Source organism: Arthrobacter sp. FW306-1B-F12A (assembly GCF_058781865.1).
The window spans coordinates 15,945-37,450 of record NZ_JBYSXD010000006.1 but is presented as its reverse complement, the minus strand read 5'-3'; the positions used below and the strand labels follow the sequence as shown (position 1 = coordinate 37,450).

Below are 21,506 nucleotides of genomic sequence, written 5' to 3'. Positions count from 1 at the left end.
GAACGGCGTCAGTGCATGCCACGGCTCCGCCGCAGTAAACCGGGCACTCCGGGCATTTCCCGGCGAAGGTCCGGCCGCGGATTCAGCTACTACCACCCGGACGGATCGCTTATTTCGGGCGGGGAGCGCAAACGCCTCGACGCGATGGCGATACCTCCTGCATGGGCCGATGTCTGGATATGTCCGTTCGAGAACGGACATATCCAGGCAATGGGAGTGGACGACGCCGGACGTAGCCAATACATCTACCATCCGGAGTGGCGTGCCCGCCAGGATACTGAAAAGTTCGCCCGGGCCGCGCGGCTTGGGTCCATCCTGCCGCAGGCGCGCCGCCTGGTCTCCAGGCATCTGCGGGAGTCACCTTCCGAGAAGACTAAAACGTTGGCCGCGGCCGTACGGCTCATGGATCTCGGTGCCTTGCGCGTTGGTTCCGATGGCTACGCGCGCCGCAACGGCTCATACGGGCTCACCACGCTGAGGTGCAGACACGTGAAGGTCAACGGGGAAACGGTCTCCCTGCATTTCCCGGGGAAAAGCGGCCAAACCTGGGATTCCACCATCGAGGACCCGGTGCTCGCCCGATTCCTCGGACCCTTGGCAGGCAGGCCAGGCAAGGAGCCCCTACTGGTCTTCCAGAATGGTGAGGGAAGCGTCTCCCTGAATGCCGCGATGGTCAACGAGTACCTTCGCCACATCACCGGCGGCGACTACACGGCCAAGGACTTCCGCACGTGGAAAGGCACTGCAGCGGCCGGAATGGCGCTCGCAGGCCCGGCTTCAAAAGTGCCTGCCCGCAAACGAGTCCTCGAAGCAATCAAGCAAACCGCCGAACTTCTCGGCAACACGCCAACGGTGGCGAGGGCAGCCTACGTCGATCCTCGGATCGTGGAGGGTTTCCTGGCGGGTGATCTCGAACAGCTCAAGGCCAGCGAGTCGGATATCGCGGCCTACTTGGGGTCACTGCCTTGAATAATTTGCCCTGAAAAACAAAAGAGCATGCTCCCCGTTGGCTACGAGCGATGGACAGATGAGGAATATGTCCATCCCCGAGTGCCAAGGGAGAGCATGCTCAGGGGGGTTACTCGGCGTCGTGGTCCGTTTCGAGGATCTTCACGAGGCGGTCCAGGGCTTCGTCGGCCCCGGCACCTTCGGCACGCAGGACAACGACGTCGCCGAATGAAGCTCCGAGGCTCATCAGGGAGAGGATGCTCGCGGCGTCCATGGCGTCGTCGGCGGGCTCGCCTTCGCGGGCGATGGTGACCTCGATGTCCAGCTCGCCGGCGGCTTCGGCGAAGATGGCTGCCGGGCGTGCGTGCAGGCCGACGCGGCTGGCGATGGTGGCGGTACGTTCGGACATTGTTGCTCCTTCGATTGTGGGTTTGGGGAAAGTCTAGAGACCCAACTCGTCCAGGATAGGCAGCTGGGCGCGAACGGCTTGGCGCGCGGCGGATGCACTCGGGGCGGACAGCGCCGTCGTCGCGAGCTGTTGGGCCTGCGCCACGGTGACGGTGGCCAGGACAGCGGAAACGGCAGCCAGGGCGCGGGCACTCATGGAAAGCGTCGCGACGCCCAGTCCAACGAGTACGACGGCGAGGGCGGGGTCCGCGGCTGCCTCGCCGCATACTCCCACCGGCCGGAGGTTGCCGCCCGAGCTGGCGGCAGCGGCGCCGTCGGCGGTCAACTTCACGAGCTGAAGCACGGCCGGCTGCCAGGGGTCGTTGAGAGTGGCGAGAGGGCCGAGTTGGCGGTCCGCGGCCATGGCGTACTGGGTAAGGTCGTTGGTTCCGAGCGAGGCGAAGCTGACTTCGCGCAGCACGGAGGCTGCGGTCAAGGCAGCCGACGGGACTTCGACCATGACGCCCGGGGTCTTCAAACCGGCGGCGGAGCAGAGTGCAGCGAAATGCGCTGCTTCCTCGGCCGTGGAGATCATGGGAGCCATGACCCACACTTCGGCCCGGTTGGCGGCCTCTGCTGCCGCGATTGCCGCCAGTTGGCGTTCGAGGACGCCGGGGGACGTGAGGTCGGTGCGGTACCCGCGGACACCCAGCGCAGGGTTGGGCTCGTCCGCGTTGGTAAGGAACGGCAGGGGCTTGTCTGCCCCTGCGTCGAGGGTTCGGACCACCACTTTCTTGCCCGGGAAAGCAGCGAAGACGGCGCCGTAGGCGGCGATCTGCTCCTCGACGGTGGGTTCGTCGTCGCGATCCAGGAAACAGAATTCGGTGCGCAGCAGACCGACGCCCTCGGCACCGGCGTCGGCGGCCTTGACGGCGTCGGCACCCGTACCGACGTTGGCGAGCAGCGGAACCCGGAACCCGTCGGCCATGACGTTGCTCCCGCTGAACGCGGCAACGGTGGATGCCTGGGTGGCCCAAGCCTTGGCCGCAAGGCGGAGTTCCTCACCAGGGTCAACCGTGATGGTGCCGGCAGCGCCGTCGAAGTAGACCTCCGTGCCGTCCCCGATCTCGTCGACACCAGGGGCGGCGACGATCGCGGGCAGGCCGAGGGCGCGGGCCAGGATGGCGGTGTGGGACTGCGGGCCGCCGCTCGAGGTGATCAGGGCGATCACCTTGGCGGGGTCCAGGGTGGCGGTGTCTGCCGGGGCTAGGTCCTCGGCGGCCAGGATGAACGGAACGTCCGACGCCGGGATTCCCGGCGCGGGCAGTCCGCGCAGTTCAGAGACGATGCGGGCGCGGACGTCCAGGACATCGGCCACGCGCTCTGCCATGTAGCCGCCGAGGGCCTTCAACGAATCGGCAACCGTGGCTGCTGCCTCCCAGATGGCCCGCTCGGCGGTGCGTGCGCCGCCCGGGGCCTCGGGGGAGAGGAGCCTGATGGCCGATTTCACCAGCATGGGATCGGCGGCCATCAGGGCTGTTGCTTCCAGGACCTCTTTGCCTTCGCTGGACGCCGTCGCGGCCCGGGCACGGAGTTCCGCCTGCACGGCCTTGGCGGCATCCTTGATGCGCTGGCCCTGCGATTCGACGGTAACGTCCGCAGGAATATTGACGTTCTCACGGGGCTCTTGCACCGGCTTCGGCATCTGCCGAACCGGCCCCAGAACACGCCCCGGGGCAACGCCTACACCTGAAAAGGTCTGCATGGATTAGTCCTCTACTTCGCTTATTGGCGGGTTGTTCAGGCTGCGACCGGAACAGGAGCCTGCTCGGCCTCTACCGGCTTCCGGACTGCCCAACGCTTGAGTGCGAGCAGGACCAGGGCGGTGATGACTACGCCGACCGCGATCGATGCGATGAACATGAACACGTTGCCGATAGCGAAGAAGACGAAGATGCCACCGTGGGGTGCCTGGGAGGTAACTCCGAAGGCCATGCTCAGCGCACCGGTCACGGCGCCACCCACCATGCTTGCGGGGATCACGCGGAGCGGGTCGGCAGCGGCGAACGGGATGGCGCCTTCAGAGATGAAGGAAGCACCCAGCAGCCAGGCGGCCTTGCCATTCTCGCGCTCGGCGAGGCTGAAGCCCTTCTTGTTGAGCACGGTTGCCAATGCCATGGCGAGCGGCGGCACCATCCCGGCGGCCATGACGGCAGCCATGATCTGGAGCGGGGCCGGGTTGGCGAGGCTGCCGGCGCCGAGGCCGGCTACGGCGAAGGAGTACGCAACCTTGTTGACCGGACCGCCCAGGTCGAAGCACATCATGAGGCCAAGGATGATGCCAAGCACGATCGCCGAAGTACCGGTCATCCCGGAAAGCCACGTGCTGAGGCCCTTGGAGATGGCCGCGATCGGGCCGCCGAGGAAGAGGAACATGGCGCCCGAAGCGACGATCGAGGCGACGAGCGGGATGATGACCACGGGCATGAGGCCGCGCAACCAGCGTGGAACGGAGAACGTGCCGATCCAGTGTGCCGTGAGGCCAGCGAGCAGGCCACCTACCAGGCCACCGAGGAAGCCGGCGCCCATGTAGCCGGCGACAGCACCGGAGACGAAGCCCGGGGCGATACCAGGCCGGTCCGCGATGCCGTAGGCGATGTAGCCAGCCAGGGCAGGGACGAGGAAGCCGAGGGACAACGCGCCGATCTTGAACAGCACGGCTCCGAGGTAGGCGCCGAACGGACCCCATGCATGGACCGGGTAATCGGTGGGCAGGTTGACGAGGGTGTTCGCGGCAAGGATCTTGTCCGCAACTCCGGCGATTTCGTAGCTGCCCAACAGGAAGCCGAGGGCTATCAGCAGGCCGCCACCGGCGACAAACGGGATCATGTAGCTGACGCCGGTCAGCAGGACTTTCTTGACCTTGGTGCCGAGGTGCTCGCTTGCAGCTGCGGATGCCTGTTCGGCGCTCTCTTCGGCACCGAAATGCGGGACGCGGTGTGCATGTGGGTCGGATGCGGCGGCGAGGGCTTCTTGCACCATCTTGGCCGGCTCGTCAATGCCGCGCTTCACGGGAGCGTTGATGACGGGCTTGCCCGCGAAGCGTTCCTTGCCGCGGACATCGACGTCGACCGCGAAGATCACGGCGTCGGCGGCGGCAATCACAGCCGGGTCCAACGCGGTGAATCCGCCCGAGCCTTGGGTTTCAACCTGCAGGTCGACGCCCGCTTCCTTGGCAGCGGCCACGAGGGAATCGGCTGCCATGTAGGTGTGGGCGATGCCAGTGGGGCAGGCCGTGACGGCGACGATGCGCTTCGGGGCCGCGGCAGAAGCGGCACTCGCCGAAGCCGGGGCGGCCTCGGTGGCCGGTGCCGCCGACCCTGCCGCATGGGCAGCCGGCTTGTCTGCCAGGGCGCCATCAACCAGATCGACGATGTCCTGCTCGGTGGCAGCCGCACGCAGGGCCGCAGTGAAGTCCTTCTTGATGAGGGAACGGGCCAGCTTGGAGAGCAACTTCAGGTGCTCCTGGTCCGCTCCTTCCGGAGCAGCGATGAAGAAGATGATGTCCGCGGGGCCATCCTTGGCACCGAAGTCCACCTTGTTCGAGAGGCGGGCCATCGCAAGGGCGGGCTCGGTTACTGCGATTGAGCGGCAGTGCGGGATGGCGATGCCGCCGGGTACGCCCGTGGCAGTCTTTTGCTCGCGGGCGAAGGCGTCCGCGAAGAGCCCTTCAACCTCGGAGGCGCGCCCGGCTGCGGCAACTTTGCCTGCCAGGAAGCGGATGACATCGGCGGGGGAATCGCCGAGGTTCTGGTCGAGGGCGACCAGTTGGGGGGTGATGAGCTGGGTCACTGTTAGTCCTTCTGAAGGGCCGTGATGGTAACGGCGTCGGGAGTTGTTTGGTGGACCGCCGGGACAGTGGAGCCCGGCAGCGAAGCAGCGGCGGCACCATGTGCCACAGCCTGACGGAGGCAGTCCTGCGAGGTTCCGCCGTTGGTGGCGGCCAGCAGATAGCCAGCAAGGGATGAATCGCCGGCACCAACTGTGCTGACGGCTTGGATCGGCGGATGCGTGGCGAACCACGCGCCGTCGGCGGTTACCAGGACGGCGCCCTTGGAACCGAGTGTTGCGAGTACTGCACCCACACCGCTGGCGACGACGGCGGCAGCGGCCCTGGCGGCAAGGCCCGGGTCCGCTTCCAGTTCGTCAGCCGTGTGGACGTCTGTGAGGCCCGCTGCGGCGGCCAGTTCGGCCAGTTCTTCCGCGTTGGGCTTCAGGAGATCGGGCTTGCCGCTGATGCCGTTGGAATCGCCGCTGATGGCGGCTGCCAGCGGGGCGCCGGAGGAATCGATTGCGATAAGCGGGGCGTCGCCGTCGTGCGTTGAACGGAGCCGGCGGGCGACTGTGGCGTAGAAATCCGCCGGAACTCCTGGTGGGAGCGATCCGGCGAGTACCACCCAGCTGGCGCCACGGGAGCGGTCCAGCAGCAGCCCGATCAGGGCTTCCTGCTCGTCCAGGCTCAACTCCGGGCCGGGTTCGTTGATCTTGGTGGTGACGCCGTCCGGTTCGGTGAGCGTCACATTGCTCCGCAGCGGCGCGCTGATGGGAAGCGCCGCGTAGGGGACGCCGTCGTCGAGCAGTCCGGCGAGGACGGGATCGGAATCCCCGCCCGGCAAGACAGCAACGGTGTCCAGGCCCGAGGCGACAAGCGCCCGGGAGACATTGACGCCCTTGCCGCCGGAGTGCTGGTGGACGGCGACGGCGCGTTGAACCTCGCCGCGGGCCAAGGGGGCCGGGAGCTCCACGGTGCGGTCCAAGCTCGGGTTGGCGGTCAGGGTGACGATCATGCGATCACCACGTCGACGCCGGCCTCAGCCAAAGCGGCAGAGAGCTCTTCAGAGGGTTCGTGGTCAGTAATCACGGTGTCCACATCTTTTAGGGCGGCGAACTGGACGAGGGTTTCCGCGTCCAGTTTGGAGGAGTCCGCGAGGACGACGACGCGCCGTGCGGACGTGACGAAGGCGGCCTTGACGGCGGCTTCTTCGGGGTCAGGGGTGCTGAGCCCGAACGTGGCGTGGATGCCGTTGGCGCCGACGAAAGCGATGTCCGGGCGGAGCCGGGAAGCGGCGTCGACCGTGGACTGGCCGACGGCGGCCTGGGTGAGGCCGCGGACGCGGCCGCCCAGGATCTGGAGTGCGATGTGCGGGTTGCCGGAAAGCCGTCCGGCAATGGGGATGGCGTGGGTGATAACCACCAGTTCTTCACGCGGGGCGTTCCCGTTGAGGGACGCCGTGCGCTGGGCGGTCCGCTGGTCGAGTAAACGGGCGAGTGCTTCCGTGGTGGAGCCGGCATCGATCAGGATGCTGCCGGCTCCGTTCTCGGGGATGAGGGCAAGGGCGGCCTCGGCGATGCGGACCTTTTCCGGCTGGCGCTGGATGGCCCGCTCAACCACGCTTTCCTCGCGGGTGCTGAGGCGGTCCGACGGGACGGCCCCGCCGTGGACGCGGCGAAGGTTGCCGGCGGATTCGAGGGCAGCGAGGTCACGGCGGACCGTCTCTGTGGTGATGCTGAATCGGTCTGCAAGGTCCGTGACGCTGACCCGCCCACGCTCGGCGACGAGCTCGGAGATCAGCTGTTGGCGCTCCTCGGCGAACACATACCCTCCATTGCGTACAAGCTGTAAGTACACCAGTGACAGTCATCACATGATGTGGAATTGCTTGACTCTATCTTTGTTCATGTTGGTCTGTCAACAGAAAACAACATAAACAAAGATCTTTGCTTTGGTTTGGGTTTGTTGAGGTGTGGTTTGGGTGCTAACGCCGGACCGGAGGCCGCCCTATGGCCACTCGATCTCCCCTAGGCCCGGGTAGTCGATGGGGAGGTTGTCCGGGTCCGGGGGATCGGGCAAGCGGGACTGGGTAGGGGAATCCGGTTCGTGCCGGTTCTTGTTCCTCTTTTGGTCCAGTCGATCGGAATCTTGCCCGGAGTCGTCTTCGGGCCGGCGCTGCTGTGTGCTTTCAAGCTTCATGGTGTTTCCTTCGGGTAATGCTGCACATTGTTGGCTAAGCAGGTATTTCCAGCTCGAACCCGCAACTGCATCTCAAGACCTTGGTGTGGAGCCGGGCTTCCGGGGGAGAGCTGCGCGATCGGGGCACGCCCGTCTGCGGTGCCCTGAAGCTTCGCAGCGCGGTTTTCACCTCACGGAGTGGTTCGCTGCAATGGAAATAGTGGCTTCCGAACTCCAGGAGGCCATCCTGAATCCCCCGACGATTCAGGATGGCCCCCGCCTGCTGGACGGTGGCCGCTTGGCTATAGGAAAACCCGCAGGAAGTGCACGTGTAGAACACGGCAAGCTGTTGGGAAGACCTTGGAGACCGGGCCTGGATGGACTCGATGATCAGGTGCCTGTCCGTTCCGCAACGGGCACACCAAAGGGGGGCAGCCCCAGGCTGATGTGGTTCGTGGGGGACGGCGGATTCGGAGACGGTCGACATCGACTAGCTCCGCGCCGGTAACAGGCATTTGCTCATCAGGCAGCACCTTCACATTGAGTGACATGGCGCCCGGCTGCTTGAGCGAAAACAGGCCGAAGGCTCGGCCCCTGTCCGGAGTTCTGCACGGACTGTAGAAGAATTGTGCACTCTGTACCCCCGGCGCGCAAGACCGGCGGAACGTTTGTCCAGTTGGTGGACGCTGCATCGTGCGCCTTTTTCTGCCATTGCCGCCCTGCTGCTCGTAGACTGAGCCATGGACGAAATGGGCCTGAATGCCTCGGTAGTGGGACAACTCCAGGATTTGGTCATCGACAGTGAAGACGTCAGCGGCTTCCTCGAAGACCTTGCGGTGTTCACGGCCTCGTCGGTGTCCGCTGCGCGCGGCCAGGACGTCCTGTGCGGGGTCACGTTGAGCCGGCGCCGCCGATCGATGACGGTCGCGGGGAGCAGCCACGAAGCCCGCCTCATTGACGAAGTGCAGCAAGCCTATGGAGACGGGCCATGCCTCGAGGCGATGAGAACCGGGAAGTCCGTGCTCGTCCGGGATACGTCGACGGACTCCCAGTGGCCTGAATACTGTTCCACGATCGCAGAGCGCGGGCACTTGGCGGTGCTCTGCGTCCCCTTGCGCCTGGAAGAGGGCGCGACGGCGGCGATCAACCTTTTCGCTCCGCACTCCGATGCCTTCGACGAGGCCTCCATCCGCAGTTGCGAGCAATTCGCGAGCCAGGCAGAAAAGGCTCTGCGGCTGGCGGTCCGAATCGGTGCCAGGCAGCAACGCGCAGAGGACCTCGAGCAGGCCATGCGTTCCCGGACCGCCATCGATCTGGCAACCGGCGTCATCATGGGCCAGAACAGGTGCAGCCAGGAGGAGGCCTTCAGGATTCTAAGTAAGGCCTCGAACGGCAGGAACCAGAAACTGAGGGACGTTGCGGAATCCCTTCTCCAGTCCTTGACGAACGAAACGCCCGTCTCACACTTCGACGCATAGAGGGCCCCGCTAGCTGCGCTCCGCGATATTTTTGACGTTCTCCACGAGGCTGTCCCACATGCCCTTCGAATGCGACGCTTCTTCCGCGCTGGCGTTGTTGTCCTGCGCCAAGGTCAGCTTGGTCATCCCGCCTTCCGGCTCCAAAGTCCACGTCAGCGTGTGGTAGTTCCCGGGAGTGTCTTCTTGGCCGGACAACGGACTGAAATGGGTGTTTACCAGCCGCTTCCCTGGCTCGAACTCAAGGATGACACCCTTGTCCTCATAGTCTTTGCCCTTCCAGACCCCGCGCCAAACAATAGGTCCGCCAACCGTCCAGTCGGTGACCACCTCGGTCCCGAACATGAACTCCTTGATGGCCTGGGGATCGGTGAGTACCGACCACACCCGATCGGCGCTTGCATGGATCGTGATGGTTGAACTCGCAATGAAGTTGCCTGCCATGTCCATCTCCTTTTCACGTGGTCGGCGTCCGGGCGCCGGCGCAACAGAGTCTACGCCCGGGAGCGACGGCCGGCGGAGAGATGCCGAATTGCGCTCTCCGTCACGTCAAGAGATTCAGGGTGTTTTCTCTTAGGCTCGCAGCACGTCTCAGAATTGTGGCTCTGAACTGCGGAGATAGTCGGATTTCGATGGTCGTTAGGCAGTTCGCCCTCGGGGTAGATGCAGCATCGTGCAGTTTGCCCACGTCCGGAAAAGCCGGGTCCGTAGCGTGATGTCTCACACATCGAGTTCCCAATCAGAACCATGAGGAGACATACATGCCGAACTACAGGGTGTCCATGGACATCGGTGGAACGTTTACCGACATTGTCGCTTACGATCAGCACGCCGGAACCTATACGGCCACCAAATCATCCACTACGCCGGGGAATCTGAGCGCGGGCGTCATCGCCGGCCTCGAGTCCATTGTCGACGACCTGTCCGACATCGAGTTCCTGGTCCACGGCACCACCCAGGGATTGAATGCCTTCCTTGAGCGTCGCGGCGTACCGGTGCTGCTGCTGGCCACCGCCGGAGTCGAAGACACTTATCACATTGCCCGCGGCCCGCGCCTTGAGCTCTACAACGCCCAGTACCGCAAGCCTTCCCCGCTGCTCGAGCGCAAGGATGTCATCGGTGTGGGAGGGCGCCTGGATGGGCAAGGCCTCGAGATCAGGCCATTGGACGAAGTTGCCGTCCGTCAGGCAGGCCGTCGGGCAGTGGCCGAAGGTTATGGCGCAGTCGCCGTCGCATTCCTGTTCAGCTACAAGAACCCCGCTCACGAACTTCGGGCCCGGGAAATCCTGCTCGAAGAACTAGGCGAAGATTTCACCGTTTCGCTTTCCCACGAGGCCGCGAAGGAATGGCGCGAATACGAGCGCACCTCATCCGCCGTCGTCGAGGCCTACACCGGGCCAGTGGTCCGCAACTACCTCCTGGACCTCGAAAAGAAGCTCGGGGACCGCGGTGTGGAAGCCCCGCTGCACATCATGCAGTCCTCCGGCGGGGTGCTCACCGCTGAGTCCGCACGGAAGCGCCCGCTCCAGACCCTTCTCTCGGGCCCGGTCGGGGGCGCCATGGGCGACGTCGAACTGGCCGGCGTTTCGGGAAACCGCAACCTGATCGGCGTCGACATGGGCGGAACGTCCTTCGATGTCTCATTGGTAGTCGACGGCAAGCCCGACGTCTCCACGGAGGCACATCTTGAAGGCCTTCCAATGCTCATGAGCGTGGTCAATATTCACACCGTGGGCGCTGGCGGCGGCTCGGTCGCCTGGCTCGAAGCCGGTGGCCTCAGGGTCGGGCCGCGTTCCGCGGGAGCCACTCCCGGACCTGCCTGCTACGGACGTGGAGGCACGGAACCTACCGTCACCGACGCCAACCTGGTGCTGGGGCGCGTGGACCCTGACTGGTTCGCAGGCGGACAGGTGTCCTTGGACCGGGAAGCGGCGATCGCCGCCCTGAAAACGGTTGGCGACCGGCTCGGTCTGGACCCCATTGCCATGGCCGAAGGGATCTGCGACGTCGCCAACTCCCAGATGGCCCAGGCGATCCGGACCATCACGATCTCCCGCGGGATCGAACCCCGGGACTTCGCGCTCGTGGCATTCGGGGGTGCTGGTCCCATGCACGCAGTCTTCCTCGCCAAGGAACTGGGCATCCCGGAAACAGTCGTCCCCCGGTTCCCCGGAGCGTTCTCGGCCTGGGGCATGCTGCAGACCAACATCCGCAAGGACTTCTCGGAGCCGTATTTCTACCTCGACGAGGATATCGACGTGGCCCACATGGCCGGCGTGCTGCGGTCGATGGAGTCTGAGGGCCTGAGCTCCCTGGCCTCCGAGGGCGTGCCGGAGGACAGCCGCCTCACCAATGTATCAGTGGATGTCCGCTACCAATCGCAGGAATTCTCCCTGAACGTTCCGCTCGCCTCCGCTGACGAACCGGAATCCACCGACTTCGTTGCCGCGTTGGCCTCGCGTTTCTCAGCGATGTACCACGAGCGCTATGGGCATTCCAACCTCGGGGCGCCCATCGAAATCGTGGCGCTACGGACGCAGGCCGTCGGCGACCTGGGCCGTCTTGATGCGCCACGTTTCGCCACCGCACAGAGCGCTGAGTTCAAGCATGAAATCCGCCCGGTGGTGTTTGAGCACATCGAACACCAGACCACCGTGGTCCGCCGTGACGACTTGGCCGCCGGCCATGCCTTCGAAGGCCCCGCCATCATCGTGGAACAGACCGCCACAACCGTGGTGCCCCCCGGCTTCGACGTCATCGTCGACGAATTCGGCTCACTGATCATCCGCACTCAAGACGTCGAAGGAAACTGAGGTACCAACAATGACAATCACTGCAGTCAAGACCCTGGATCCAGTCACCGTGGAGATCATCCGCAACGCGCTCACCAGCGCCGCGGACGACATGAACGCCACCCTCATCCGCTCCGCCTACTCACCCATCCTTTACGAAGGAGGGGACTGCGTCGTGGCGCTCCTGGACACCGAGCACCGCGTGCTCGGACAGTCCGCTGGGCTGCCACTGTTCTTGGGCAACCTGGAAACCTGTTCCATCGCGGTGGAAGAACTGTACGGCCGCGACGTCTGGAAGGAAGGGGACGTCTGGATCCTCAACGATTCCTATCTTGGCGGAACCCACCTGAACGACGTCACCATTTTTGCCCCGATCTTCGACGATGGCGCTGTGGTCGGCTTCGCAGCCACCCGTGCGCACTGGATGGACATGGGCTCCAAGGACGTCGGCGGTTCCATGGATGCGACGGACATCTTCCAGGAGGGCTTCCGGATGGGCCCGGTCAAACTGATCGAGGCAGGCATTGAAACCTCCGTCGTGGATCTGATCCGAACCAATGTCCGCTTCCCCTACCAGACCATCGGTGACATGCACGCGATGATCGCCGCCCTTCGGATGGGCACCACCCGGATGAAGGAGCTCGTGGGCCGTTACGGGATGGACCAACTGGACGCTGCCCGGGATGAGATCTTCCGTCAGACGGAGGAAATCGAGCGCGAGACCGTCCGCAACATTCCCGACGGCGTCTACGAAGCCGAAGGCGTCCTGGACAACGACGGCATCAACCTGGACACCCCGATTCCGATCAGGCTAAAGATCACAGTCTCTGGCGACACCGTTGATTTCGACGTAACCGGATCGGCTGACCAGACCATGGGGCCCGTCAACTGTGGCGCCGCCCAGGCAGTCTCCGCACTGCGGGTCGGCTACAAGCTCCTTGTCAGCCCGGACTCCAACTCGAACGGCGGGTCTTTCCGGCCGTTGACCACCCAGGTGCGTTCAGGTTCAGTTCTCGGCGCGGTGGCGCCAGCCCCGTGCCAGTGGTACTTCTCCCACCTCGGACTACTGATCGACCTGGTTTCCAAGGCCATGGCACCGGCCATGCCCGAGCGGGTTGCCAGCGCCAGCCACGGCGACTCGATGATCATCACTGCAGCCGGTTTCGATCCTCGCTTCGGCCGGAACTTCGTGACCATGGAGGCCACACTGGGCGGTTGGGGAGCCTGGCAAGGCACCGACGGCGAGTCCGCGATGATCAACAACGTCAACGGCTCCCTCAAGGACCTGCCCATCGAAATGATGGAGACCCGCTACCCATTCCGCATCAACGAATACTCCATCCGACCCAACTCCGGCGGCCCCGGCCAGTGGCGCGGCGGAAACGGAGTCATCCGTGAATACGAGTTCCTGGCCGACTGCGTCGTGGGGCTCTGGTTCGAAAGGTCCAAGACCCCGGCCTGGGGACTGTTCGGCGGCTCAGACGCCCAAGGGCCCGAGGTTGTGTTCAACCCAGGTCGCAGCGATGAGGTCCGCACTCTGAAAGCCAACGCCCGCAAGGTCAAGGCCGGCGACATCGTCCGGCTCGCAGTCGGCGGCGGCGGCGGCTTCGGGGACGTCTCCCAGCGCTCCCGGGACGAGATCACCTACGACATCGTCAACGGCTTCATCACCGAGGACTTCGCCAAGACCCACTACGGATACTAAGCCCCGCCCACAGAAGGACACCCAATGAAAAACATAAAGAAATCAGCCGCAGCCGCGGCGCTCATCGGGCTAGCGCTCCTGACGTCAGCCTGCACCCCACCCACGCAAGCGGCCGCCGGACCAGCTTCGACGGCGGACGCCGGCAAACCCCTCAACGTCGGATTCTTCGGCTTCGCCAAGTCGAACGGCTTCGCCCAAGGAACCTTCCTCGGCGTCCAGCAGGCGGCCAAGGCCAACAACGCCAGCGCTACGTTCGTGGACCCCAACTTCAACGCCCAGACCCAGGTCCAGCAGATCCAGGACGCAGTCACCTCAAAACAGTTCGAGGTGATCGTTATCCAGGCGAACGACAATCAGGCCCTCATCGCGCCACTGCAGCAGGCCGTCCAAGCTGGCATAACGGTGGTGGTCGAGTTCTCCGTTATCGGTCCGAAGTTCGACACTATCCAGCCCCAGGTCCCCGGTGCGATCAGCATCGTTGACCTTCCCACCAGCAACGGCAAGATGCTCGGCCAAATGGGCAAGGATGCCTGCGCCAAAGTCTCCAAAGACACCTGCAAGGTGGCCTACCTCGAGGGATTCAAGTCCCTGCCGCTGGATAACGCCCGGACCGAAGCAGTGAAAGCTGAGCTGGCCACTGATCCGAAGATCAAGCTGGTGGCCAGTGTCGAAGGCGGATACACCCAAGACAGCGGCCGGCAGGCGTTCCAGAACGTTTCCCAGGCCAACCCGGACGTCGATGTCGTCATCGGTGCATCCCAGGCGATCACGGGTGCGGCCGCTGCGGCTGGCAATAGCAACATCAAGTTCATTGGCAACGGTGCATCTACTTCGAATGTCGAGGCCGTCCGATCCGGTAAATGGTTCTCCATCTACGTCAGCGACGTGGTGGCGAACGGCGCCAAGGCCACGGAACTCGGCCTTGCCAAGGCCCGGGGACAGCAGGTGGAGACGGCAGTGGACGAGGCGAGCTTGGCTCCCAACAAGGCCAAGGGCACCAAGGAAGCCCTCGACGCCGTGAACTACGTCTCGAAGTACTCTGACTAGCCGACTTATCACCCTCGTGGTCCTGTCTTGCCGGGGCTGAAATCCCGGCAGGGCAGGAGCCCCCGCCCCGGTCCCGGCAGGACCGGCCAAACGTCCATTCCATCTCCCGAGGTCAAAATGGCTATACAACAGTTGGATACACCAGAGCGAGTCAATCGGAGTGCCGCTCCGGAAATCACCGTCTCCGGAATCGGAAAGCGGTACGGTGCCAGCACTGTGCTCCGCGATATCACGTTGTCGGTGGCTCCGGGGGAAATCCACGGCATCATGGGGGAAAACGGTGCTGGCAAGAGCACGCTGCTGAAGATCCTCGGCGGCGCCATCGCGGCAGATTTCGGCGTCGTCAAGCTTGATGACCGGGAGGTGAAGATCGCCGAGCCCAGGGACGCCATCGCACAAGGAATATCCCTTATATCCCAAGAGCTGGCACTCGTTCCTGGCCTTTCAGTGCTGGAGAACGTCTTCCTGGGCCGATGGGCCAACACAGGAAGCCTGCTCCGTTCGCGGCGGGACGCCGATCACTTGGAGCGCCTCCTGGCCGAGACCGGCTTTGAGCTTGACCCCCGGGCGATGGCGGGGGACCTCCCGATCGGTCAGCAGCAGCAGGTCGAAATCCTGAAAGCCCTCGCCCGTGGCGCCAAGGTGCTGTGCATGGACGAGCCGACGGCGGTCCTGAACGAGGCCGAGAAAGCAAAGCTGTTGAAGGTGATCAGGAGCCTCGCGCGTTTAGGCACCACCGTCATCCTCGTATCGCACTATCTGGAGGAAGTCCTGGGTCTAGTGGACCGAGTGACCATTCTCCGCGACGGACAGCACATCACCACTGAGGACGCCTCGGGGCACACGCCCGAGTCGCTCGTCGGCCTGATGGTCGGCAGGGAGGTCGATTTCCTCATTCCGGAGGTTCGGCCGGTACCCCCGGAAGCAAAAACGGTGGTCCAAGTGGCGGGACTGAGCAGCTCAAAAGTGAAAGACGTCTCCTTCATGGTCCGCCAAGGCGAAATCCTGGGTATCGCTGGCCTGGTGGGCAGTGGCCGCAGCGAGACCCTGCTCGCCATGTTCGGTGCTGATCGAACCACCAGTGGATATGTCCAGATCAACGGCCGACGCCTCCGTGCCAACTCCATCCGGGAAGCCATCAAAGCCGGAATGGCCCTCGTCCCCGAGTCGCGGAAAGAACAGGGCCTAGTCATGTGCCGGCCGGTGGACGAAAACATCGCTCTTTCCACCTTGTCGGGCCGATCACTGGGCGGTTTCGTCAGGGTAGCCCGGGAAAAGGCAGCCGTATCCGAAATCAGCCATTCCGTCGACCTGCGCGGCGCCCGCCGCGGCTCGCTAATTGCCGATTTGTCCGGAGGAAACCAGCAGAAGGCGCTCTTCGCCAAGTGGCTGCTCAATCCTCCGGCGGTGCTGCTGGTGGACGAACCCACGCGTGGTGTCGACATCGCGGCCAAGGCTCGCATCCACGGCATGATCGCTGACCTCGCAGCAAAGGGCACGGCTGTCGTCGTTGTCAGCTCCGAACTCGAGGAAGTCATCGGCCTATCCCACCGTATCCATGTCATGAGGCAAGGCCGCATCGTTGCTGAATTCGACCGGAACGCCTCCCGCGATGAAGTCATGGCTTCCGCATTTCTGAAATAGGTGAATCAAATGACCACAGTTACTGCTGCCGTGTCCGAGCCGGCCGAGAAGAAATTCAAGCTCAATGTCAGGGATTTCGGGATCGTCTTCGGACTGATCGCCATCATGCTGCTACTGACCCTCAATACCGGAACGTTCCTCACGGGCCGAAATTTCATCAACCTGTTCGACCAAGCTGCCATCGTGGGACTGTTGGCCGCTGCCGCCACACTGTGCATCGTCAGCGGTGTCTTCGATCTTTCCTCCACCGCAAACTTGGCTGTCTCCGCCATCGCCGGAGTGATGATCACCCAGCACTTAGGGGTGATCGCGGGATTCGTCGGCGCATTGTTGGTGGGAGCCGCCCTGGGAACCGTCACCGGCCTGATCGTGGTCAGTACGAAGGTGAATTCCTTCATAGGCACGCTGGCGGTGAGCATCATTTACCGCGGCCTGGCCATCGTGATCACGGGCGGAGCCATCGTCGCGCCGCTGCCCGAGCAACTTGCCGCCTTCCAGACGTGGACCTGGCCCAGTCTCTTCGGCCTCACTGCGGGCTCCGTGCTCATGGTAGCCATGACGATCGTCCTAGGCATCGTCCTCTGGCGCACTACGTTTGGCCGCAGGATTTACGCCGTGGGCGGCAACAAGGAAGCGGCACGCCTTAGCGGTATCCGCACCGGTTCCATCCACGTCGCCGTCTTTGCCATCAGCGGCCTGTGCTCCGCGATGGCCGGCATGATTCTTGCTTCGCGCGCAGGCTCAGCCCAGCCAGCCATGGCCATCGGCATCGAACTCACGGCCATTGCCGCCGTGGTCATCGGAGGCACCAGCATTCTCGGCGGACACGGTGCTATGTGGCGGGCCTTCGTGGGAGTCATGATCCTGACCGTCATCGGCAACGGCTTCAACCTGCTCCACTGGGACACCACCTACCAGCAGGTTGTCACCGGCGTCCTCATTCTGCTTGCAGTCGCCGCGGACGGATTGTTCTTCCGCAAGCGCACGGGCTAGGCCCTATCGGGGGACGCTATATACATGGAACATGGTCATGACCCGGTGAGGGAACTGCGGCAGGCTGAACAGGAGGCCGAACAATGCGCATAGGGCTGCGGTTGCAGGGAACAAGCTGCCGGACCTTGGTGCTCGACGGGCACAGCGTGGTGGCCGCCGCGGCTGCGGAGCGATGCAGCACGCTTGCGGAGGCCGTCGACACCACCTTCGAAGAGCTTCGCCACGAGCTTGGTGCGGAAATTACGAAAGTAACGGATATTACCTCCGACGCCGGAAGCGTCCTCGCTGCGCGGAAACTAGCCTCGGTCATCGCGATCCGGATTTCGCCCCGCCCGCCTGCGGACGCGTTCCACGTGACTGGGCTGCCGGCACTCGTGGTACCCGTGGTGGCCCGGACAGTCCACGTCGGCGGAGGCCACGACCTGCGAGGACGCCCCCTCGCTCCGCTAGGTTTGGAGGCTTTCCTGGCCGAACTTCCGGACATCCTCTCCGGAGACGTACGGAACATTGCAATCACCTCCGTGGGGTCGACAGCGTCGAAGGATCACGAAACGCGCATTGCCGATGCCATCCTGTCCAGTGACAGCGAAATGCGCATCAGCATCTCCAGCGACTTCTATTCCAGTGTTTTCCGCGACCGTGACTACACAGCCATCCTCAACAGCGCCCTCATGGAAACAGGAGAGGACCTGGTCGCGATGCTGGAAGCGTCGGGACGGCGGCATTTTCCCTCCGCCACGATGTGGTTCGCCAAGAACGACGGCGGCCGCGCGCCGCTCGCGCGGCTGGCAGTGATTCCGATTCACGGGTTGCGCCCCGAACCCGCTATGCAGATCCTCGGCGCGGCTACCTTGGCCGGCGCCCCGGATGGGGAGGTCGTCATCTGTGCGGACTCTGGGGTCACCGTGGGCCAAATCCGCGGGGGTCTCCCTGCTACGCGAAGCGTCATCCGCCAAGGGTACGAGGCGAGCCTCGCCAGCAACGCCGCCGTCGTCGAACCGTACACGGCCGACCATCCGGTCCGCCCTGCGGTCCCCTCGGTGGTTGCGGACCTCCGAAGCGGGCAGGACACCCCGCTCCCGTTCGGGCTGGTTCCCACGCTGGCAGCTGAGCACGACGCCGCGCAGGTGGGCTCCGCCGTCGCGCCCCTGACCGCCTGGATCGACAGGTTGGAGACTGTTAGGGGTCGGGCGGACCTCCAGTTGGTGCAGCGTCGCGCGGAAGAAGATGCCGAGTCGGCAGCCGTTCAGTTGGGGGCGAGCCCCGGGCTCACGCGGATCATTGAATCGAACGTCTATGCCATGCCGTATGGCAACCCCGGCATCGTGCGGATCAGGGTCCAAGCCGCTGGTGAAGCCTCCGGGGACACGATTGAAGATGCCCCCGAAATACAAGGACGGGCACCCTTCGGGCCGGAAGAGGGTGTCATTCGATGAGCGCCCTGCTGACGGTGGAGGATGTCCGGCACCTGCGGACCGGCGCCCACTTCCTGGCCTGCACCATCGACCCGACAGCCATCTACGTTTACGCGGAGATGATTGAAAGGGCCATGGAAAACCGCGTGTTGGAACTCATCTCGATTGACGAGCTGGCCCCCGATGACCTCGTGGTTGCGATCGGAATGGTCACTCAGGGTCTCCTCATCGCGGATATGCCTCCTGTAGGTGATGAGTTCATCGGGTGCATCCGTGCCATCGAGGCCAACCTTGGCCGGCAGGTGCGGGCGATCTATTCGCTCGCCGCCGCCAATATCAACGGAATTGTTCCCCTCATGGTCGGGCTGCAGTCCTCGCTGCCGGTGATTGATTCCGACCCCATGGGCCGTGTATTTCCCTTGATCAGCCAAACAACGCTGAACATCGGCCACGTCCCCATCAGTCCGATCGCCCTCATGGGAGTTACCGGCGAACGGGCTGTGGTGGAGGCTGAGAACCCGCAGCGGGCAGAAACCCTGGTGCGGGCACTCGTCACGGAGATGGGTGGGTGGGCCGCCACAGCCATGTATCCGTGCTCAGCGGGCCAAATGCGCGAGCACGGAGTCCACGGCTCCATCAGCCGGATGATCCGAATCGGGGAGATTCTCGACGGCGAAACGTCGGTTGGACGCAAGTTCCAGCAGCTCGCTGAATTTCTGGGTGCCACCCGGATTGCCCGGGCCCGGGTGAGTCACGTCGAAGGCCTGTCGCGCCCTTCGGACCTAGGCCTTCCGGCGCTGCCTTCCAGCGTGACGCTCGTGGACGAACGATCCGGGCAGATCATCCGCTTGGAGATCCAGAACGAAATCTTGCTGGCCCTCGTCGACGGCGCCATCGCAGCTGCCGTCCCGGACATCGTCTCGCTGCTCAACTCCGAGCACGGCACGGTCGTCAATATCGACGATGTGCGGGTGGGCGATGTCATTGACGTCCTGAAGATCAAGGCCGCGGCGCAGTGGTACTCGGAGGCAGGCCTTGATCTTGCTGAACCAAAGGCCTTCGGTATTCCGATCGAGCACCCAAGGCGGCAACATGCGTAGGTCGAAAAGCGAGAACCATCTGGATGTCGCCGCGCTCCTGGCGCACGGCTCCCTCCGCGGCACCACCCCGCTGTATCTCACTCCGTCCAGCGCGGCAATCGACGGCGTCGTTCTTGTCTCCCAGCTCGATGCCATCCAGCGGGTGCGGCCCAACACCGTCATCGTCCTTTCAGCGGAGATGGGCTCCGGCGGCTGGCTGGTGTCCGCAGCTCTGCGGCACGCCTGGGAGCGGAAGGCCAGCGCCGTCGTCGTCGCTGGAAGTACCTACTCCAGCGCAGTGATCGGCCTCGCCGAGCGGCTGGGTATCACCTTGCTGGCCGCCGAGGGCGACACGTCAGGCATTGCCCTCGCACTCGCCGCTGAAATCGGCGCTGCCCTTTCCGTGGTGGACGCTGAGCTGGCGCGGTTTGCCCGAGCGGTCGCGAAGGACACGACCTTGGGAGCTGTCCTGAATACCATCTCCAGGGAGCTGGACGGTATTGAAATCTTGCTGGAGTACGACGGCGTGAGCCTGGCGTCCGCGGGAACGCCCACCCGGGAGGCAGTCGAAATCATCACCGTGGATGTTCGCGGTTCGAATAGCTCCATCCCGTCCAGGCTCACCGCGAGGGTACCAAGATCCGGAGTCCACAACCTGCAGCTCGTCCGGTCGATCCTCGAGGTGGCAACGCCGTCGGTAAACGCTGCGTGGCTGTTGGGAGATGTCCTCGACACTGCGCGTGCAGTACCCACGGCGGCCCTTGTCGGCTTGAACCACGACCCCGGCTCCTCCTGGACCACGTTCGTGGAACGTCACCGGCACTTGCTCTCCCAGCTGGGCTGGCGTGGGGAGGAGCAATATGTGGCCGTGTGGATCCGCAGGGCGTCGTTGGAAGCTCATCGCCCGGAGCTCACAGCGGTGCTGCGGTTGCTCTGGCGGAAGGTCACAGTCCGCAGCCCCCTGGCCGAAGTCCACGGTGGCTGGCTCGCCCTTGTTCCCGTCAGATACCAAGAGTCGGCGGACCAGCTCGAAGCGCGGATCCGGGTCCGTCTCGGGAAGTCTTTAGAGGAACTGGGGCTGGGGGCAGGACTCTCTCGGTGGCGCGAGGAACCCGTGGCACTGCCGAATATCGTCCGTGAATCCCGTTTGGCCGCTGAATCCGCTCTCTCGACGGGACCCGGCACCGTGGCAGGCTTCGCCAACCTCGACGTTGCGGCGGCCGCGACGTTCGTCGATGAGGACTCGGTCCTGCTCGTGGCCGAACTGACGCTGCCGCTGCTCATGGCCAGCCCGGACAGAGACCTCGTCATTGCGGCTGCAGGGGCCTTCCTCGACCACCACGGCTCCGTCAGCCTCGCAGCAAGCTCCCTTGACCTGCACCGGAACACCCTGCAGAGCCGGCTAAACCGTGCCCGCGAACTGGGCGTCCCCCTCGACACCCCAGCCAAGCTCTTGTCCGTCCATCTCATCCTCAGCACACTTCGTCGCTCAATCCACAACAAGACGAGTTCCGCCAATCCCGGCTATAACCAGAAAGGACTCCCATGAGTTCCCAGTTCGAAAACTTTGACGATGTCTATGCCGCCGCACAGGAAACGCCCGGCGTCATCCTGTTCACCGCTTCCGTCGTCGCCGACGCAGGCACCAGCATGGCGCGCATTTACACAAGCCACCCGGGGGTCTACCCCGTGGGCGGAAGGAAGACCCTGGGCGGGGACACCAACCCGGTGTGGCTCGAGCAGGTCCTCAAGGGCCAGCAGCCGTTCCTTGGGGCGGACAAGGAAGCAGTCCGGGCATTCTTCTTCGACTCCGCGACCATTGAGTCGCTGGGTTGCGGCGCCATCGTCAACGTTCCAGTGGTAAGCAACGGTGAGACCATCGGATCCATGAACTTCCTTGCCGCTGAGGGTAGCTACGGGCAGACATCGGTGGATGCGGCCGTGGACATCGCCCAGCGCTCTGTCCCGCTGTTCGAACAAGCGATTGCCACCACTAACTAGGAAAGGAATC

18 protein-coding genes are annotated in these 21,506 nt (G+C 64.1%); 11 read left to right on the top strand and 7 right to left on the bottom strand.

Annotated elements, in window-relative coordinates:
- The first annotated feature begins 15 nt into the window (after positions 1-15).
- Entirely contained in the window at positions 16-969 is a 954-nt protein-coding gene (locus tag AC3WJU_RS04890; protein WP_307053866.1) for a DNA topoisomerase IB, read from the top strand.
- 109 nt (positions 970-1,078) lie between these two features.
- On the opposite strand, the gene AC3WJU_RS04885 is transcribed toward AC3WJU_RS04890, so the two are convergent.
- The 6 genes from AC3WJU_RS04885 to AC3WJU_RS04860 form a co-directional block, all read right to left on the bottom strand.
- Positions 1,079-1,357, bottom strand: a complete 279-nt coding sequence (locus AC3WJU_RS04885; RefSeq protein ID WP_059388405.1) for an HPr family phosphocarrier protein — start codon at positions 1,355-1,357, stop codon at positions 1,079-1,081.
- 33 nt (positions 1,358-1,390) lie between these two features.
- Entirely contained in the window at positions 1,391-3,100 is a 1,710-nt protein-coding gene (ptsP, locus tag AC3WJU_RS04880; RefSeq protein ID WP_492259284.1) for a phosphoenolpyruvate--protein phosphotransferase, read from the bottom strand.
- 35 nt (positions 3,101-3,135) lie between these two features.
- Positions 3,136-5,187: a PTS fructose transporter subunit IIABC gene (locus tag AC3WJU_RS04875; RefSeq protein WP_492259283.1), complete on the bottom strand. Its 2,052-nt coding sequence runs from the start codon at positions 5,185-5,187 to the stop codon at positions 3,136-3,138.
- A 2-nt stretch (positions 5,188-5,189) separates the two neighbouring features.
- Positions 5,190-6,182 carry a 1-phosphofructokinase family hexose kinase gene (locus tag AC3WJU_RS04870; RefSeq protein ID WP_284990768.1) on the bottom strand — a complete coding sequence of 331 codons (993 nt, stop codon included), beginning with the start codon at positions 6,180-6,182 and terminating at the stop codon, positions 5,190-5,192.
- Positions 6,179-6,991: a DeoR/GlpR family DNA-binding transcription regulator gene (locus AC3WJU_RS04865; protein ID WP_492259282.1), complete on the bottom strand. Its 813-nt coding sequence runs from the start codon at positions 6,989-6,991 to the stop codon at positions 6,179-6,181. Before AC3WJU_RS04865 ends, AC3WJU_RS04870 begins: the two co-directional genes overlap by 4 nt.
- 183 nt (positions 6,992-7,174) lie before the next feature.
- Positions 7,175-7,366, bottom strand: coding sequence for a hypothetical protein (locus AC3WJU_RS04860; protein ID WP_332602574.1), 192 nt, complete (start codon positions 7,364-7,366; stop codon positions 7,175-7,177).
- 719 nt (positions 7,367-8,085) lie between these two features.
- On the opposite strand from AC3WJU_RS04860, the gene AC3WJU_RS04855 reads away from it, so the two are divergent.
- On the top strand, positions 8,086-8,823 hold the full coding sequence (locus AC3WJU_RS04855) for an ANTAR domain-containing protein (protein ID WP_492259281.1): 738 nt from the start codon (positions 8,086-8,088) through the stop codon (positions 8,821-8,823).
- A gap of 9 nt (positions 8,824-8,832) precedes the next feature.
- Here the strand turns inward: AC3WJU_RS04855 and AC3WJU_RS04850 are convergent, their stop codons facing one another.
- Complete coding sequence (locus tag AC3WJU_RS04850; protein ID WP_492259280.1) at positions 8,833-9,264, bottom strand: SRPBCC domain-containing protein; 432 nt, start codon at positions 9,262-9,264, stop codon at positions 8,833-8,835.
- A 317-nt stretch (positions 9,265-9,581) separates the two neighbouring features.
- Between AC3WJU_RS04850 and AC3WJU_RS04845 the strand changes: the two genes are divergently transcribed.
- The 9 genes from AC3WJU_RS04845 to AC3WJU_RS04805 all read left to right on the top strand — a co-directional run bounded on the left by AC3WJU_RS04845 (position 9,582) and on the right by AC3WJU_RS04805 (position 21,496).
- On the top strand, positions 9,582-11,633 hold the full coding sequence (locus AC3WJU_RS04845) for a hydantoinase/oxoprolinase family protein (protein WP_492259279.1): 2,052 nt from the start codon (positions 9,582-9,584) through the stop codon (positions 11,631-11,633).
- A 10-nt stretch (positions 11,634-11,643) separates the two neighbouring features.
- On the top strand, positions 11,644-13,317 hold the full coding sequence (locus AC3WJU_RS04840; protein ID WP_284990764.1) for a hydantoinase B/oxoprolinase family protein: 1,674 nt from the start codon (positions 11,644-11,646) through the stop codon (positions 13,315-13,317).
- 24 nt (positions 13,318-13,341) lie between these two features.
- Complete coding sequence (locus AC3WJU_RS04835; RefSeq protein ID WP_059388412.1) at positions 13,342-14,364, top strand: sugar ABC transporter substrate-binding protein; 1,023 nt, start codon at positions 13,342-13,344, stop codon at positions 14,362-14,364.
- A gap of 132 nt (positions 14,365-14,496) precedes the next feature.
- Positions 14,497-16,008, top strand: coding sequence for a sugar ABC transporter ATP-binding protein (locus tag AC3WJU_RS04830; protein WP_492259278.1), 1,512 nt, complete (start codon positions 14,497-14,499; stop codon positions 16,006-16,008).
- Between the two features lie 9 nt (positions 16,009-16,017).
- Positions 16,018-17,001, top strand: a complete 984-nt coding sequence (locus AC3WJU_RS04825) for an ABC transporter permease (protein WP_059388414.1) — start codon at positions 16,018-16,020, stop codon at positions 16,999-17,001.
- Between the two features lie 83 nt (positions 17,002-17,084).
- On the top strand, positions 17,085-18,437 hold the full coding sequence (locus AC3WJU_RS04820) for a hydantoinase/oxoprolinase N-terminal domain-containing protein (protein WP_492259277.1): 1,353 nt from the start codon (positions 17,085-17,087) through the stop codon (positions 18,435-18,437).
- On the top strand, positions 18,434-19,516 hold the full coding sequence (locus tag AC3WJU_RS04815) for a DUF917 domain-containing protein (protein WP_284990760.1): 1,083 nt from the start codon (positions 18,434-18,436) through the stop codon (positions 19,514-19,516). The genes AC3WJU_RS04820 and AC3WJU_RS04815 overlap by 4 nt, the downstream gene beginning before the upstream one ends.
- Positions 19,509-21,044 carry a helix-turn-helix domain-containing protein gene (locus AC3WJU_RS04810; RefSeq protein ID WP_253257244.1) on the top strand — a complete coding sequence of 512 codons (1,536 nt, stop codon included), beginning with the start codon at positions 19,509-19,511 and terminating at the stop codon, positions 21,042-21,044. Before AC3WJU_RS04815 ends, AC3WJU_RS04810 begins: the two co-directional genes overlap by 8 nt.
- Positions 21,041-21,496 carry a hypothetical protein gene (locus tag AC3WJU_RS04805; protein WP_059388418.1) on the top strand — a complete coding sequence of 152 codons (456 nt, stop codon included), beginning with the start codon at positions 21,041-21,043 and terminating at the stop codon, positions 21,494-21,496. The genes AC3WJU_RS04810 and AC3WJU_RS04805 overlap by 4 nt, the downstream gene beginning before the upstream one ends.
- The last annotated feature ends 10 nt before the right edge of the window (positions 21,497-21,506 follow it).